The sequence below is a fragment of the Andreprevotia lacus DSM 23236 genome (assembly GCF_900176275.1).
Classification (GTDB): Bacteria; Pseudomonadota; Gammaproteobacteria; order Burkholderiales; family Chitinibacteraceae; genus Andreprevotia; species Andreprevotia lacus.
In genome coordinates this window covers 1-14,372 of the sequence record NZ_FWXD01000037.1, presented here as the reverse complement: position 1 = coordinate 14,372, position 14,372 = coordinate 1, and the positions used below count along the sequence as shown (strand labels likewise).

The following is a 14,372-nucleotide window of genomic DNA, read 5'->3' as shown; positions in this document are numbered from 1 at the left end:
CACTCACACCAGCTTACGTTGCGACGCAGCAAAACTCAAACCGGATGGATTGTATTTGTTGCCAATTCAGCAGCTTGCGCCAATCGCTCGACGGTGCCGACATCCAGCCAGAGGCCGTCGAAGCGCTCGGCGCTCACGCGCCCTTGCGCCATGCCCTCAATAAAGTGCGGCAGCAGTGGCGAAGGCTGGCCGGCAGGTACGCCGGCAAAGAAATCCGGGTGATATGCGGCAATGCCGCAGAACGTCATGGGTGCATCACCCTCTCCGCACAGTCTGGCCTGTCCGTCGCTGGCCAGCGTCAGGTCGCGGCCGGTCGGATACCCGGCTTTGGGGGTCAGCACCAGATGCGCCAGCGACGCCCCTTCCCCCCCCAGCGATGCTGTGGTTGCGGCGAGCGCGGCGAAGTCATAGTCGGTAAAGATGTCCCCATTGACGACGAGGAACGGCGCAGCGCCCAGCAAGGGCAGCGCGGTGGCAATACCGCCCGCCGTCTCCAGCGCAGCCGCCTCGGGCGAATAGGCGATGTGCACGCCATAAGCGGCCCCATCCCCGAGTGCGTCGACGATCATCTGCCCCAGCCAAGCATGGTTGATCACGATATCGCGGATACCGGCCGCAGCCAGGCGCTTGAGATGCCAGCCTATCAGTGGCGTGCCGGCGACATCGAGCAAGGGCTTGGGGCAGCGATCGGTCAGCGGCCGCATGCGCTCGCCACGGCCGGCGGCAAGAATCATCGCCTTCATCAGAAGGTGAACCCGCTCTGGATTTGCTCGCCGTTCAGGTCGAGCAACAAGCGGCCCAGCGGGGTCAGCTCGCTGTAGCGCTGGCACACGCTGCGCACATAGGCAAACACGCGCGGCATATCGGCCAGATAGCGTTCCTTGCCGTCACGCGCCTTCAAGCGGGCAAACAGGCCGAGGATTTTCAGGTGGCGCTGCAGCCCCTGCCACTCGAATGCGGTATAGAAATCGCTGAAATCGTCGTGCACCGGCAGGCCGGCGGTGCGCGCCTGCTCCCAGTAGCGGATGACCAGATCGAGCACAAAGGCTTCGTCCCACGCGATATAGGCATCGCGCAGCAGCGATACGAGGTCATAGCTGACCGGGCCGTTCACCGCATCCTGGAAATCCAGCACCGCCAGCGCACCGTCCACCACCATCAGGTTGCGCGAGTGATAGTCGCGGTGCATGAACAAGGTCGGCTGCGCGGTGTTTTTCGCCACGATCAGCGCCAGCGAGCGCTCCCACGTGGCGTGCTGCTTGTCAGTCAGCGGCTTGGCCAGATGCACGTCGATATACCAGTCACGGCAGATATCCATTTCGCGGCGCTGGAAAGCGGCATCGAACGCCGGCAGATGATCGAAGGCCAGCGCGGACTGCATCTTCACCAGGTTGGCGATGGCTTGCAGATACCACGCCTTGGCGCTGGCCTCATCCACCAGCAGCGGGGTCAGCTCCTGCGTGCCGAGGTCCTCCAGCGCAACCAGTCCGGCGGCCAAGTCTTGCGCCAGCAAGGCGGGCACGCGGATGCCTGCGGCGGCCAGTTCATCGCGACGGGCCAGGAAGGGGCGTGCATCGAAGGCGGCCGGGTCGGCCTGCATTACGATCACGCTGCGGTCAGGGTAGCTGGCACGCCAGTATCGGCGCACGCTGGCGTCAGAGCCGCCCATTTCAAGCGTGGCAGGGGCGGCGCCGAGCGTGCGGGCCAGCCAATCGGAAAGATCACTTGGAAGGTTCATGGCTTGCAAAGGGAAACCTAGATAGAATCGCCGGATTCTAAACTGAAGACCATCCGGCCGCATGTCCCGAATCCAGCTGCCGCCTTTCCGCGCCGCCCCATTGCTGCTGACGCTTGCCGCCGCCTTTGCGCACGCGGTCGACCCCAAGCCGCCCGTACACATCGAAGCCGACCAGGTTTCCGGCCAGACCGAATCCGGCGCCAGTGCGCAGGGTAATGTGGTCGTGACGCAAGGCGATCTGCGCGTTGAATCCGAATGGGGCAACTACGATGCCCCCAATGACAGATTGACCGGCGGCGATCATGTGACCATGACGCGGCCCGGCAGCGTGCTGCACGGCCGCACGCTGGACTACTACATCCAGCGCCACGAGGGCACGCTGACCGACCCGGACTATGCGATGAGTCCGGGCAAGATGCGCGGCGACGGTGCCGAATTGCTGTTTGAGGGCGAAGACAAATACCGTATCGATAGCGGCCGGGCAACCAGCTGCCGCCCAGGCGATGACTCATGGTATCTGCATGCAAGCACCATGTGGCTGGACTACACCAGCAATAGCGGCGTGGCGCACAATGGCTGGATCGAGTTCAAGGGCGTACCCATCCTCTATTCGCCGTGGATGAACTTCCCGCTCGACAACGGCCGCCAGACCGGCTTTCTGACCCCGTCACTGTCGTTCGACAACCGCAACGGCTTTGACCTGACCCTGCCGTTTTACTGGAATATCGCGCCCAACTACGATGCCACTATCAGCACGCGCTATCTGGCGCGGCGCGGTTTGATGATGGGCGGCGAGTTCCGCTACCTGCAACCGGGCTATACCGGCGTTTTGCAGGTTCAGGGCATGAACGACCGAGAAGATCAGGCCACGCGCTACAGTGTGCTGTTCCAGCACCAGCAAACTTTCACCGACCGGCTGTGGATGGCAGTCGATGTGCAGAAGGTGTCGGACGACAGCTTTTTCAACGACTTCGGCGAGCGCGCTGCCATTGCATCGCAAACCAATCTGCCGCGCCAGGTACTGTTTGGCTATAACGGCGATAACTGGAACAGCAATCTGCTGTTCCAGCGCTATCAGACCATACAGCAAACCAGCATTCCCTATGCGCGGATGCCGCAATTGACCTTCAACGCCAACCCGCAGTGGCTGGATGGGGTGCGTACTGGCGTCAGCGGCGAAATCACCGACTTCACGCATCCCTCGCTGACCAACGGTGTGCGCAGCTGGGTCTATCCAACCATCAGCATGCCCTTCGTCAGCAACTACAGCTTCTTCACGCCCAAGATCGGCGTGCATGCCAGCAATTATCAGCTGCGTGACGCGAGCGGCGGCAATTCACGCAACGAATCGCGCGTGTTGCCGGTTGTCAGCCTGGATAGCGGACTGTTCTTCGAGCGCGATCTGGACGTGGGCGGCAATGCGCTGACGCAAACGCTGGAGCCGCGTGCCTATTACGTCTACATCCCGTACAAGAAGCAAAGCGACCTGCCCAATTTCGATTCGGCCGTTACCGACCTGTCGTTCGCGCAGCTGTTCCGCGAGAACCAGTACTCGGGCAACGACCGCATCAACGACGCCAACCAGCTGACCCTGGCGCTGAGCAGCCGCATTTATACCGCCAACGACGGGATAGAGCTGTTGCAGGCCAGCATCGGCCAGCGCTTCTACTTCAAGGATCAGCAAGTCACGCTGTCGAGCAACGATCAACCCAGCAGCGCCAGCAAGTCCGATCTGTTGCTGTCGCTGGGCGGGCGCTTCTGGCATGACCTGTCGGCAGATTACACGTTGCAGTACAACACCGAAGATCGCAAGACCGTACGATCAACCGCCGGGCTGACCTGGAACCCGCAGCCGGGCAGCATTTTCAACCTGCGCTATACCATCAACCGCAACCAGAGCCCCAGTACCGAGCAAATTGATGTCTCGGCGCAATGGCCGCTGACGCGGAACTGGTACGGCGTGGCTCGAGTCAACTATTCACTGCCGGACAAGCAGCCCTTGGATGCCATCGTTGGGCTTGAATATAATGCCGGCTGCTGGGGTGTGCGCCTGGCCGCGCAGCGCTTCATCACCAGCGACGCGCAATTCAAGACCACCTACTTCGTGGTCCTGGAGCTGGACGGGCTGGGCGGCATCGGCAGCAATCCGGTCAATGCGCTGCGCACCGCCATTCCAGGCTATACCGCCGACTTCGACGGCCGCCAGCAATGACCGTCCGCCACATCGCCAACAGGATACACATGAACGCTCACCGCCTCGCCCGTCTCGCCTTGTGCAGCACAGTGCTGCTCAGCCAGCTGGGCCATGCTGCCGTAGACACCGTTGATCGCATTGTTGCCGTGGTCAACCGCGGCGCGATCACCGCACACGAGCTGGACAACCGGGTCGAATCGGTCAAGCACAACCTGGAAAGCCAGAAAGTGGCAATGCCACCGGAAGATGCTCTGCGCCAGCAGGTGCTGGACCGCATGATTACTGAAAAGGTGCAGGAACAGTACGCTGCCAGCATCGGCATCGGGATTGATAACAATCAGCTTGATCGAGCGGTGGCCGGCATCGCCGAGCAGAACAAGATGAGCGTGGCCGATTTCCGCAAGGCACTGCAGCAACAGGGCGTGGTCTGGAACACCTTCCGCGATGAGGTGCGCACGGAGATCTTGCTGACGCGGCTGAAGCAGCGAGAAATCGATGCCAAAGTACTGGTGACCGACAGTGAAATCGACGACGCGCTCAAGCTTGCCGAAGGCAAACAGCAAGTCGAATACCAGTTGGCGCACATTCTCGTATCTCTGCCGGAAAACGCCAGCTCGGACGTGATTGCGCAAAAGCGCGCCCGCATCATCGCGGCACGCCAGGAACTTGAAGCCGGCAAGGATTTTGCCGCCGTGGCCGCCGTGTATTCCAATGCCCAGGATGCCACCAGCGGTGGCACGCTGGGCTGGCGCGCCGGTGGTTCGCTGCCACCTGCAGTGACCGGCATGCTGGACAAGCTCAAGCCGGGCGAACTCACCGACGTGATCCGCAGCCCGGCCGGCTTCCACCTGATGAAGTTGCTGGACAAGCGCAGCAAGGATGCACACGAGGTTGTGCAGCAAACCCATGCGCGCCATATCCTGATCAAGGTCAATGAACTCGTTTCGGACGAAGAAGCCAAGCAAAAAATCAGCCAGCTGCGCGACCGCATTCTGCGGGGTGGCAAGTTCGAGGATGTGGCCAAGGCCTTCTCCGAGGACGGCAGCGCATCCAAGGGCGGTGACCTGGGCTGGATCAACCCGGGCGAGACCGTGCCGGAGTTCGAGCAGGCCATGGCATCGCTCAAGCCGGGCGAGCTCAGCCAGCCGGTTCGCTCTTCGTTCGGCTACCACTTGATTACAGTGCTTGAACAACGCCAGCAGGATGTCACCATCGAACGCAATCGCGGCCGTGTTGCCGGCGAAATCAAGCAGCGCAAGACCGAGGAACAGTACGAGGACTGGGTACGCCAGTTGCGTGACAAGGCCTTCGTCAGCATCCGTCTGAAGGATCAGTAATGACAGCCCGCGCGGTACTGGCCATCACCACCGGCGAACCCGCCGGCGTGGGGCCGGAGCTGGCGGCACGTATTGCCGCCGACGGCCATGCTGCGCGGCTGGTGCTGATTGGCGACCGGGCACTGATTGCCGGGCGCGCCACAGCCATAGGCATCGATGCGGACTGGCCCGAATACCGGCCCGATGCAGATGATGCTGTTGCCATCCTGCATGTGCCGCTCACCCGCCCTGCCGTCGCCGGCGAGCTGGATACCGCCAACGCGCGTTATGTGCTGGACACGCTGGACATCGCCATCGACGGCTGCCAGGAAGGCCGCTTCGACGCCATGGTGACCGCCCCGTTGCACAAGGGCGTGATCAACGAAGGCTGCCCGGGCAAGTTCTTTTCCGGCCATACCGAATATCTGGCCGACCATACCAACACCCGCCAAGTGGTGATGATGCTGGTTGGCGGCGGCCTGCGCGTAGCGCTGGCCACCACCCACCTGCCGCTGCAGGAAGTCTCTGCCGCACTCACCGCCGACAGCCTGGCTACCACGCTGGCCATTCTGCACGACGACCTGCGCAGCAAGTTCGGCATCGACAATCCGCGCATCCTCGTTGCCGGCCTCAACCCGCACGCCGGCGAATCGGGCCATCTGGGTCGCGAGGAAATCGACGTGATCGAACCGGTACTGGAAAAGCTGCGTGCCACCGGCATGCAGCTGACCGGCCCGCTGCCCGCCGATACACTGTTCCAGCCCAAATACCTGCAGAACGCCGACGCCGTGCTGGCCATGTACCACGATCAGGGCCTGCCGGTGCTCAAGTTCGCCAGCTTCGGCAATGGCGTGAACCTGACGCTGGGCCTGCCCATCATCCGCACCTCGGTCGATCACGGCACCGCGCTTGATCTGGCCGGCAAGGGCACCGCCGATGCCGGCAGCCTGCGTGCTGCCGTTGCATTGGCTGCCGAGCTGGCCAGCCACCACGCGGCCTGATCCGCCATCTACAGAGCAATCCCATGAGCAGTCATATTCCGCGCAAGCGCTTCGGCCAGAATTTTTTGCAGGACCAAGGCGTGATCGGCGCCATCATCGCCGCCATCAACCCGCAGCACGGCGACGTGCTGGTGGAAATCGGCCCCGGCCTTGCCGCGCTGACCGACCCGCTGATGCGCGCCGCCGGCAAGCTGCATGTGGTCGAAATCGACCGCGACATCGTCAGCCACCTGAGCGGCAAATACCCGCCCGAACAGCTGGTAATCCACCACTGCGATGCGCTCAAGTTCGATTTCGGCGCGCTGGCACGGGAAATCGGCCACAACGGCGTGATCCGGCTGGCCGGCAACCTGCCCTACAACATCTCCACGCCGCTGCTGTTTCATCTGGCCAGCTTTGGCAGCACCATTTCCGACATGCACTTCATGCTGCAGAAGGAAGTGGTCGATCGCATGGTGGCCGAGCCCAGCACCGCCGATTACGGCCGGCTGAGCGTAATGCTGCAGGTACGCTTCAATATGGAACACGTGCTGGACGTGCCGCCCACCGCCTTCTATCCGCCGCCCAAGGTCGATTCGGCCGTGGTACGCATGATGCCGTGGCCTGCCCCACCGTGGCCAGCCAACGATCTGGTCCACATGGAAAAGCTGGTCACGACCGCGTTCGCCCAGCGCCGCAAGACCTTGCGCAACAACCTCAAGGGCATCGTCAGCGATGACGAGCTGCTGGCCCTGGGCATCGATCCCGGCTGCCGTGCCGAAAACGTCACCGTGCAGCAATACGTGGCGCTGAGCAATTTCCTGCACGCACAGCAACGCTGACCGGCAGACGCCACCCGTCGGCAGATGGTTTGCTTACGGAATTTCCCTACTGGCGACTATGCTGGTAACACAGCCACAATCCGCGCCCATGATGACCGACACCACCAGCAAATCCATGATCCGCTTCGCCAACGTCAACAAATGGTACGGGCGCGATCACCACGTCCTGAAAGACATCTGCCTCGAAGTCCGTACCGGTGAGGTGGTGGTGGTGTGCGGGCCGTCCGGCTCGGGCAAATCCACCCTGATCCGCACCATCAACCAGCTGGAGCCGGTGAAGGATGGCGAAATCTGGGTGGGCGACGTGCAGGTGAACAGCACGCGCACCAATATCAACCAGCTGCGCGAAAACGTCGGCTTCGTCTTCCAGCACTTCAATCTCTACCCGCATCTGACGGTGCTGGAGAACATCACGCTGGCCCCCATCCAGGTGAAAAAAATGAAAAAGGCCGAGGCCGACGAGCAGGCGATGGAGCTGCTGCTCAAGGTGGGCCTCTCCAACAAGCGCGATGCCTATCCGGCCAATCTGTCCGGCGGCCAGCAGCAACGCGTGGCCATTGCACGCGGGCTGGCCATGCAGCCCAAGGTCATGCTGTTCGATGAACCGACCAGCGCGCTGGACCCGGAAATGATCGGCGAAGTGCTCAAGGTCATGAAAGACCTGGCCGAAACCGGCATGACCATGATGGTGGTCACCCACGAAATGGGCTTTGCCCGCGAAGTAGCCGACCGCGTGCTGTTCCTCGAACAAGGCGAGATCCTTGAGGACACCACGCCGGAAGCCTTCTTCACCGCCCCCAAGACCGACCGCGCCCGCCAGTTCCTCAAGCAGGTGCTGGCCCCCATGCACGGCGTTTGATGCGTCGCTGGCCGGTGCAGTGGTGGATGGCTATCATTGCCGTTTACCACGACCAGCCAAGCGCATGTATATCCGACCTGCCACGCTCGCAGATGCGCCGGCACTGGCGCAACTCAAGCACGCGCACTGATCCGCGATGAAGGCCATCGCAACGCCATGCGCCATGGGCCTGGCCGCGCTGACCGTGCGCATGCACAACTGGCCCAGCAGTGACTATCGCGCGCTACTGGCCGAGGCCGATGGCCGGATGCACGCCGACCTGCTTTATCGCATAAACCCCGATTACATTTACCTGCGCCAGCTCTACGTGACGCCAGGCGCATGCCGCCAGCGCTTGGGCGGCAGCTGGTCGAACAAGCCAGCCATGCTGCCGGGCCACTGCACCTGCGCATCGAGGTGCTGATCGACAACCACGGCGCGCGCTTTCTGGGCTGCACTCGGCTTTGGCGACTACTGCCTGACCATGGCGCGAGGCCCCACGGCCTGATACCGGCCGCAGGCCGGAGCATTGCATGCCGGCGCGCCGCGAACAGCCCGCCCCGCAAATCACGATGCAAGTTGGCAAAGACAGGAAGCCGATCACCCGACCGCAACATGAAATGGCTTGGCCGGCCCAAAGACAAACAGCCCTGCAAGCCATACGGCAGCCCCCATTGGCAGGGCAAACTGGTACGCGGCCCTCGTGGCGGAACGCATCGCAGCAACAGTGCAGATTGGGGTGATATCGGCATGCTGTCGCGCCATGTATCAAGTTTGTCACAAACACGACATATGCAAAACGTACATTGGCGCAGCCTGAATGTCGCCGCGCCATCACGAATGGGGCGGCTCCCTTTCCCTGTCTAGCGGTTACAGCCATGTCCAATACAATGAATCGTCGCAACGCCCTGAAACTTCTGGCGACCCCCCTGATGCTGCCCATCACCGGCGGCATCGCCGGCAGCCTGCTGACCGCCTGTGGCGGCAGTGATGGCGCCGCAGTCACGACTACCCCCACGCTTGCACCATCGATCGGCATGGCCTCGGCCAGTTTCGTATCGATGGCTGCGCCCAGCCTGGCCGTACCGGCCGACATGGCCAAGACACTGGTATCGTCCGCGCTGCAAGTCACATTCAGCGACAAAACCACCCAGACCTTTGCACTGGCCTACGCGCCCTTCTTCACCACCGGCGACCTGGTGCCGGATGGCAAGGGCGGCACCATCCTGGCCGGCGGCTACTACGACATCAACAACAAACCCATCATCGACACCTCGGTGGCCGGCAAAGAGCGCCAGTTCTTCAGCGATTCGCCGGACGGCACCTCGCTGCTGAAGTTGGACAAGCCGACCACAGTGGCCGGCATCAAGGGCAACGCCGTCTACGCCGTGGTGCAGTTTGAATACACCACCCGCGCCCAGGACGATGCCACCGACATGTACGGCAAGCTGCCGTCGCCGATCGCCGTGCTGACGCTGGATCAAGACCCGGCCACCGGCAAGCTCAGCCTGGTGAAATACCATAATGTGGATACCTCGTCGGCCATGGGCCTGTGGATCACCTGCGGCTCCAGTCTGTCGCCGTGGGGCACCCACCTCTCCAGCGAAGAGTACGAGCCGGATGCCTTTACCGTGGCAAGCAATGCCCAGTTCAAGGCCTACAGCAAGAATACTTTTGGCGACGAAACCAAGGCCAACGTTTATCACTACGGCCACCTGCCTGAGGTCACCGTCAATCCGGACGGCACCGGTTCGATCAAGAAGCACTATTGCCTGGGTCGCATCTCGCACGAGCTGATCCAGGTGATGCCGGACAACCGTACCGCCATCATGGGCGACGACGCGACCAACGGCGGCTTCTTCATGTTCGTGGCCGACAAGGAAAAAGATCTTTCGTCGGGCTCGCTGTACGTCGCCAAGTTCGGCGCCGGCTTCTCGCTGGACCCGGCCGCAGCAGGCGCACCGATCAGCTGGATCAAGCTGGGCTCGGCCACCAGCGCTGAAATCAAGGCGATGGCGGACACGCTCAAGGCTTCCGACATCATGGACGTGGTCACCACCGATCCGGCAGATGCCAGCTACACCAAGATCTGGTACAGCGGCAAGCCGCAGTGGGTGCGTGTAAAGCCTGGCAAGGAAAAAGCGGCAGCCTTCCTGGAAACCCACCGCTACGCTGCGCTCAAGGGCGGCTCGATGGCGTTCACCAAGATGGAAGGCACCACCGTCAACACCAAGGACAAGGTGGCCTACTCTGCGCTGCAGAACATGCAAAGCTCCATGGTCAAGGGCAATGCGGCCTGGAACCCGGATTACAACATCACCATCGACAAGGCGCTGAATGCCGGTGGCGTGCTGGCGCATACGCTGAGCGCTGGCCAGAAAGACACCACCGCCACCGCGATCAACAGCGAATGGGTGCCGTCGCTGACCAAGACCCTGCTGATCGGCGAAGACTTGGCTGTGGCCGATGCGCTGGGCAACCTGGCCAACCCGGACAAGATTGGCGCACCGGACAATCTCAAGTTCTCCGAAAAACTGCGCACCCTGTTCATCGGTGAAGACAGCAGCTACCACGTCAACAACTTCCTGTGGGCCTACAACGTCGACACCAAGGTGCTGAGCCGCGTGGCCTCCATGCCGTCGGGCGCAGAAGCGACCGGTCTGGGCGTGGTGGATGACCTGAACGGCTGGACCTACATCACCAGCAACTTCCAGCACCCGGGCGACTGGATTGCCAGCCTGCACGGCAAGGTGCAAAGCACACTGGATCCGCTGGTGCGCGCCAACTACAAGAACCGCTTTGGCGCCCAGGTCGGCTACCTGACCAGCGTGGCTACCAGCGTGAAGCTAGGCAAGACCAGCTGATGCCTGCTTGATGGCCGAAAGCAAAGGGGCTGCAACTGCAGCCCCTTTTTTTTGCCCATGCCCAAAATCATGACAAAAACATGACAATCACGCGCCAAGCCGCGATTTGCTTAGGGTTTTCACGGAGCGCAGCCAGGGCGCGAGCTGCCTATACTGCGTAGCGATTCATATCCCCATGCAGGAGCACCCATCATGCGCAAGCTCATTCCCCTGGTTGCAGCACTGACCACCGTTTTCGCCTGCACGGCACAGGCCGAGGAACTGACCGGCACCCTGAAAAAAATCAAGGACAGCGGCACCATCGTCGTCGGCGTGCGGGATGCATCGCAGCCATTTTCCTATCTGGTCGGCAACAAGCAATACGTCGGCTACTCGGTTGATTTGTGCAACCACATCGTCGATGCGGTGCAAAAGTCGCTCAAACTGAAAACGCTGGAAGTCACCTACCAGCCGGTGACCTCCAGCACACGCATTCCGCTGATGCAGAACGGCACCATCGACCTGGAGTGTGGCTCGACCACCAACAGCATCGAGCGCCAGAAGCAAGTCGCCTTCGGCGTGAACATGTTCCTCGTGAACGTGCGCATGGCCGTCAAGGCCAGCTCGGGCATCAAGAGCGTGGCCGATCTGAACGGCAAACCGGTGGTCACCACGACCGGCACCACGTCGGACCGCTATATCAAGCAGCATGAGGCTGGCCAGAAGATCGACGTGAAGAACCTGTATGGCAAGGATCACGACGAAAGCTTTTTGATGCTGGAAACCGATCGTGCCGCCGCCTTCGTGATGGACGACACGCTGCTGTTCGGCAAGATCGCCAATGCCAGGAACCCCAAGGACTTTGCCGTGGTGGGCGAAGTGCTGTCCAGCGAACCGTACGGCATCATGCTGCGCAAGGATGACCCGCAGTTCAAGAAGCTGGTAGACGACACGCTGACCAAGATCTACAAGTCGGACGAAATCCAGAAAATCTACGCCAAGTGGTTCACTTCGCCGATTCCGCCCAAGAACATCAACCTGAACATGCCGATGAGCGACAAGCTCAAACAGCAGTTCGCCAACCCGACCGACAAGGGCGTCTGAGGTGAATCTGCACATCGATTGGGGAGTCCTGCTGCAGGAATCCCCCACCGGTGACGGCCCGTACTGGAAACTGCTGCTGACCGGCCTGAAGTGGACCACCGCCACGGCACTGTCCGGCTGGCTGCTGGCGCTGGTGATCGGCGCGGTGGCAGGCGTGATCCGCACCGCGCCAATCCGCGCGCTGGCACTGCTGGCCGATGCCTATGTGGAAGTGTTCCGCAACATCCCCTTCCTGGTGCAGTTGTTCTTCTGGTTCTTCGTGCTGCCGGAAATCCTGCCGGCCGGCGCCGGGCGCTGGATGAAGCAGGACATGCCGTATCCGGAATTCCTCACTGCTGCCGTGGGCCTGGGGCTGTTTACCGGCGCACGCGTGGCCGAGCAGGTGAAATCGGGCATCCTGTCGCTGTCGCGCGGGCAGAAGAACGCCGGGCTGGCGCTGGGGCTGACCTTGCCGCAAACCTATCGCCACGTGCTGCTGCCGATGGCATTCCGCATCGTCATTCCGCCGCTGACCAGCGAGTTCATGAACACCTTCAAGAACTCGGCAGTGGCGCTGGCCATCGGGCTGACCGAGCTGACCTTCCAGATGAAGCAGATGGTTGAATATTCCAGCCAAGTCATCGTCACCATCTTTGCCGTCACCGTGCTCTACATGTTCATGGCGCTGCTGGTAAACCGGCTGATGGCCTGGATAGAGCGCAGGGCTCGTGTGCCGGGCATGATCGCGGGAGGTGGCAAATGAGCAGCCATTTCCTCGGCGTGGACTGGCAACTGGTTGCCGACAACCACGAGCTGTTGCTGGGCGGCCTGCGCTATTCGCTCACGCTGACTGCCAGCTCGATGGCTTTCGGTATCGTGCTGGGCTGCGTGCTGGCGCTGATGCGCCTGGCCGACAACGCGCTGCTGCGCAATATCGCCGCCAGCTACGTGAACCTGTTCCGCTCGATACCGCTGGTACTGGTGATTTTCTGGTTCTACTTCCTGTTGCCGTTCTTCGGCTTCAAGCTGGGGCCGGACAAATCGGTTTTCATCACCTTTGCCATTTTCGAAGCCGCGTATTACTGCGAGATCATCCGTGCCGGCATCCAGAGCATCTCGCGCGGCCAAGTGGGCGCAGCACAGGCGCTGGGCCTCACCTACGCACAAAGCATGCGCTACGTGATCCTGCCGCAGGCGCTGCGCAACATGCTGCCGCTGCTGCTGCTGCAAACCCTGGTGCTGTTCCAGGACACCTCGCTGGTAACCATCATCGGCATCAAGGACTTCATGGGGTCCAACGTGGTGGTGGCCAGCAACAATGGCGCACTCAAGGAAATGTATACCTTCGCGGCGCTGGGCTATTTCTGCGTCTGCTTCCCGCTGTCGATGGCGCTGAAAAAGCTGCACAAGCGCATCGCGGTGATTCGTTAAGGGTTGGACATGATAGAAATCAACAAAGTCAGCAAGTGGTATGGCGAGTTCCAGGTGCTGACCGACTGCAGCACCAGTGTCGCCAAGGGCGAGGTGGTGGTGGTATGCGGGCCGTCCGGCTCGGGCAAATCGACCTTGATCAAGTGCGTGAACGGGCTGGAGCCATTCCAGTCCGGCACCATCAGCGTCGAGGGCACGTCGGTGGGTGACCCCAAAACCAATCTGCCCAAGCTGCGCGCGCGCGTCGGCATGGTGTTCCAGAACTTCGAGCTGTTCCCGCACCTGTCGATCACCGAGAACCTGTGCCTGGCACAGGAAAAAGTGCTGGGGCGCAATCACGATGAAGCGATGGAAAAGGGCCTGAAGCTGCTGGATCGCGTCGGCCTCAAGGCCCATGCCGGCAAGTTCCCCGGCCAACTCTCTGGCGGCCAGCAACAGCGCGTGGCGATTGCCCGCGCGCTGGCCATGGACCCGATTGCCATGCTGTTCGACGAACCGACCAGCGCGCTGGACCCGGAAATGGTCAACGAAGTGCTGGACGTGATGGTACAACTGGCCAAGGAAGGCATGACCATGATGTGCGTGACCCACGAAATGGGCTTTGCCCGCAAGGTGGCCAACCGCGTGATCTTCATGGACCGTGGCAGCATCGTCGAGGACGCGCACAAGGACGAGTTCTTCGGCCAGCCGCGCAGCGAGCGGGCGCAGGCCTTTCTGTCCAAGATCCTGCACCACTGATCGAACGTTGCAGCAACAAAAAAGCCGGGCTAGCCCTAATGCCAGTCAGTTAAGCCTGACTGGCATTTTTGTTTGGGTATTTCGCCGAACGCCGTTTGACCACTCGAGGATAAGTCCGCCCCTCGCGCCGAGGCGGCAGCACGAATAACCGTGCCTGTTCAAAGAGCAATGCCAGTCGTTTAGGCAGGTTTCCAGCAGACTCCAAGGGCGCAAAGCGCAGTAGATCGATGATCGCCATCGCTGCAACATGAAAGCCGATTCGCTGCGGGGCCACCTGCAGCTGCTCCGCCATCAGACGCATCAGCCGTCGCAACAAGGTGTAGGCAATCAACACGCCCCACAACTCCTGACGCACCAAGGCCGGTTGCT

General features: G+C 61.6%; 13 protein-coding genes and 1 pseudogene. 11 read left to right on the top strand and 3 right to left on the bottom strand.

Annotation, left to right across the window (positions count from 1 at the left end):
• Positions 1 to 35 precede the first annotated feature (35 nt).
• Both murU and B9A19_RS19615 read right to left on the bottom strand, forming a co-directional pair.
• Positions 36 to 743 carry an N-acetylmuramate alpha-1-phosphate uridylyltransferase MurU gene (murU, locus tag B9A19_RS19620; protein ID WP_084092854.1) on the bottom strand — a complete coding sequence of 236 codons (708 nt, stop codon included), beginning with the start codon at positions 741 to 743 and terminating at the stop codon, positions 36 to 38.
• Positions 743 to 1,738 carry an aminoglycoside phosphotransferase family protein gene (locus B9A19_RS19615; protein WP_084092853.1) on the bottom strand — a complete coding sequence of 332 codons (996 nt, stop codon included), beginning with the start codon at positions 1,736 to 1,738 and terminating at the stop codon, positions 743 to 745. Before B9A19_RS19615 ends, murU begins: the two co-directional genes overlap by 1 nt.
• Positions 1,739 to 1,799: 61 nt before the next feature.
• Between B9A19_RS19615 and B9A19_RS19610 the strand changes: the two genes are divergently transcribed.
• The 11 genes from B9A19_RS19610 (at position 1,800) to B9A19_RS19560 (ending at position 14,003) form a co-directional block, all read left to right on the top strand.
• Entirely contained in the window at positions 1,800 to 3,950 is a 2,151-nt protein-coding gene (locus B9A19_RS19610) for an LPS-assembly protein LptD (protein ID WP_084092852.1), read from the top strand.
• Between the two features lie 29 nt (positions 3,951 to 3,979).
• Positions 3,980 to 5,269, top strand: coding sequence for a peptidylprolyl isomerase (locus B9A19_RS19605; RefSeq protein ID WP_084092869.1), 1,290 nt, complete (start codon positions 3,980 to 3,982; stop codon positions 5,267 to 5,269).
• Positions 5,269 to 6,249 (top strand): 4-hydroxythreonine-4-phosphate dehydrogenase PdxA, encoded by a 981-nt coding sequence (pdxA, locus tag B9A19_RS19600; RefSeq protein ID WP_084092851.1) that lies wholly within the window; start codon positions 5,269 to 5,271, stop codon positions 6,247 to 6,249. The genes B9A19_RS19605 and pdxA overlap by 1 nt, the downstream gene beginning before the upstream one ends.
• 23 nt (positions 6,250 to 6,272) lie before the next feature.
• Positions 6,273 to 7,070 (top strand): 16S rRNA (adenine(1518)-N(6)/adenine(1519)-N(6))-dimethyltransferase RsmA, encoded by a 798-nt coding sequence (gene rsmA, locus B9A19_RS19595; RefSeq protein WP_084092850.1) that lies wholly within the window; start codon positions 6,273 to 6,275, stop codon positions 7,068 to 7,070.
• Between the two features lie 115 nt (positions 7,071 to 7,185).
• Positions 7,186 to 7,929: an amino acid ABC transporter ATP-binding protein gene (locus B9A19_RS19590; protein WP_084092868.1), complete on the top strand. Its 744-nt coding sequence runs from the start codon at positions 7,186 to 7,188 to the stop codon at positions 7,927 to 7,929.
• Positions 7,930 to 8,065: 136 nt separating this feature from the next.
• Complete coding sequence (locus tag B9A19_RS19585) at positions 8,066 to 8,332, top strand: hypothetical protein (protein ID WP_084092849.1); 267 nt, start codon at positions 8,066 to 8,068, stop codon at positions 8,330 to 8,332.
• Positions 8,333 to 8,840: 508 nt separating this feature from the next.
• Positions 8,841 to 10,772, top strand: coding sequence for a PhoX family protein (locus B9A19_RS19580; RefSeq protein WP_245804388.1), 1,932 nt, complete (start codon positions 8,841 to 8,843; stop codon positions 10,770 to 10,772).
• Between the two features lie 192 nt (positions 10,773 to 10,964).
• On the top strand, positions 10,965 to 11,855 hold the full coding sequence (locus B9A19_RS19575) for a transporter substrate-binding domain-containing protein (protein ID WP_084092847.1): 891 nt from the start codon (positions 10,965 to 10,967) through the stop codon (positions 11,853 to 11,855).
• A gap of 1 nt (position 11,856) precedes the next feature.
• Entirely contained in the window at positions 11,857 to 12,597 is a 741-nt protein-coding gene (locus tag B9A19_RS19570; protein ID WP_084092846.1) for an amino acid ABC transporter permease, read from the top strand.
• Positions 12,594 to 13,265, top strand: a complete 672-nt coding sequence (locus B9A19_RS19565; protein WP_084092845.1) for an amino acid ABC transporter permease — start codon at positions 12,594 to 12,596, stop codon at positions 13,263 to 13,265. Before B9A19_RS19570 ends, B9A19_RS19565 begins: the two co-directional genes overlap by 4 nt.
• A 9-nt stretch (positions 13,266 to 13,274) precedes the next feature.
• A complete protein-coding gene (locus B9A19_RS19560; protein WP_084092844.1) occupies positions 13,275 to 14,003 on the top strand; it encodes an amino acid ABC transporter ATP-binding protein in 729 nt (242 codons plus the stop codon).
• Positions 14,004 to 14,052: 49 nt separating this feature from the next.
• Here B9A19_RS19560 and B9A19_RS19555 read toward each other — a convergent pair.
• Positions 14,053 to 14,372: pseudogene (locus tag B9A19_RS19555) on the bottom strand (IS4 family transposase); the annotation flags it as partial.